At 68.6% G+C, this 1779-nt stretch carries 1 protein-coding gene; it reads left to right on the top strand.

The features are described from left to right. Positions 1-87: 87 nt before the first annotated feature. A complete protein-coding gene (locus ABZW30_RS46930; protein ID WP_355677484.1) occupies positions 88-1743 on the top strand; it encodes an IS1182 family transposase in 1656 nt (551 codons plus the stop codon). The last annotated feature ends 36 nt before the right edge of the window (positions 1744-1779 follow it).

The raw sequence follows: 1779 nt of genomic DNA on the forward strand, positions 1-1779 counted from the left end.
AGGACTCCGTTGGGAAAATCGCAAAGCGACACCCGAGTGGCCGGCAGGCTGACATGATCGCCTTGTCTGTCAGTGGAAGGGGGCTGGGTGTCGCTGGAGTCGCGGGATGACCGTGGGGTGCCGGAGCTGACCGCGCGGGTGGTGCGGGCTTCGTTCCCCAAGGGCACGTTGGCGGTGCGGATCCGGGAGGCGCTGGGCCCGCTGTTCGAGGATGGGTCCTTCGCGGCGGCATTTCCCAAGCGGGGTCGCCCGGCGATCTCGCCGGGTGCGCTGGCGCTGGTCTCTGTGCTGCAGTACGCCGAAGGGCTCACCGACCGGCAGGCCGCCGACCAGGTCCGCGCCAGAATGGACTGGAAGTTCCTCCTCGGGCTCGAGCTGGACGACCCGGGGTTCGACTTCTCGGTGCTCGGCGATTTCCGCTCCCGGCTGATCGAACACGGCATGGAGGAGAGGGTCCTGGACCTTGTCCTGGCTCGATGCTCCGAACGCGGGCTGCTGCGCTCGGGCGGTCGACAGCGCACCGACTCCACCCATGTCCTGGCTGCCGTACGGACGTTGAACCGGATGGAGTTCGTCGGCGAGAGTCTGCGGGCGGCGCTGGAGGTGCTGGCGGCAGCGGCACCGCAGTGGCTGACACCCCTGGTGACCACCGAGTGGGTCAAGCGCTACGGCGCGAGGATCGACTCCTACCGCTTCCCCAAGGGCGACAACGTTCGCACCGAGTGGGCCGAGCAGGTCGGCCGGGATGGCTTCACCCTGCTGGACGCCGTTGAGATGCCAAACGCGCCGGTCTGGCTGCGGGAGATCCCCGCGGTCCAGGTCCTTGGCCGGGCGTGGAGCGAGCAGTACCACCGCGACGGCGAGGGGGTGCGCTGGCGGGAGGGCAAGGACCTCCCGCCGGGCAGAGATCGCCTGTCCTCGCCCTACGACACGGACGCCCGCTACAGCACCAAGCGCGGGATGGGCTGGTGCGGCTACAAGACTCATCTGAGCGAGACCTGCGAGCCGACCATGCCGCACCTGATCACCCACGTCGCCACCACCGACGCCACGGTCACCGACACCGAGATGACCGAGAACATCCACCAGGGCCTGGCCGCACGCGAGTTACTGCCGGACGAACACGACGTGGACGCCGGCTACGTCACCGCCGCCCACATCGTCACCGCCCGCGACGAGCACCACATCGAACTGCTGGGCCCGGTCGGGCTCGACACCTGCCACGAGAACCACCAGGGCGAGCACTTCGCCCAGAGCGCGTTCACGATCGACTGGCAGGCCAGGAAGGTCACCTGTCCTTGGGGCAGGACCAGTGCCAGCTGGTCCGAGCAGCGCAAGAGCAGCGGCACCCCGATCGTGCGGGTGCACTTCACCGCCCGTGACTGCGCGAGCTGCCCGATGCGCGAGAAGTGCACCAAGGCGTCGAACGGCACGTGGGGCCGAAGTCTGACCCTGCTGCCCCGGGACCAGCAGGAGGTCCTTGAAGCCCGGCGCCGTGAGCAGCTGACCGACGAGTGGCAGCGGCGCTACAACACCCGGGCCGGAGTGGAAGGCACAATCTCCCAGGCGGTCCGCCGCACCGGTATCCGCCGCACCCGCTACACCGGGCTACCCAAGACCCACCTCGGCAACGTGCTCGCCGCCACCGCGATCAACCTCATCCGCATCAACGCCTGGCTCAACGACACACCCCTCGGCAAGACCCGCACCTCACACCTCGCCGCACTCGACCTGGCAGCCTGATCACCCAGCCCGGTTTACGAATTTCCCAACGGAGTC

It is taken from the genome of Kitasatospora sp. NPDC004669 (genome assembly GCF_040609455.1).
Lineage (GTDB): Bacteria > Actinomycetota > Actinomycetes > Streptomycetales > Streptomycetaceae > Kitasatospora.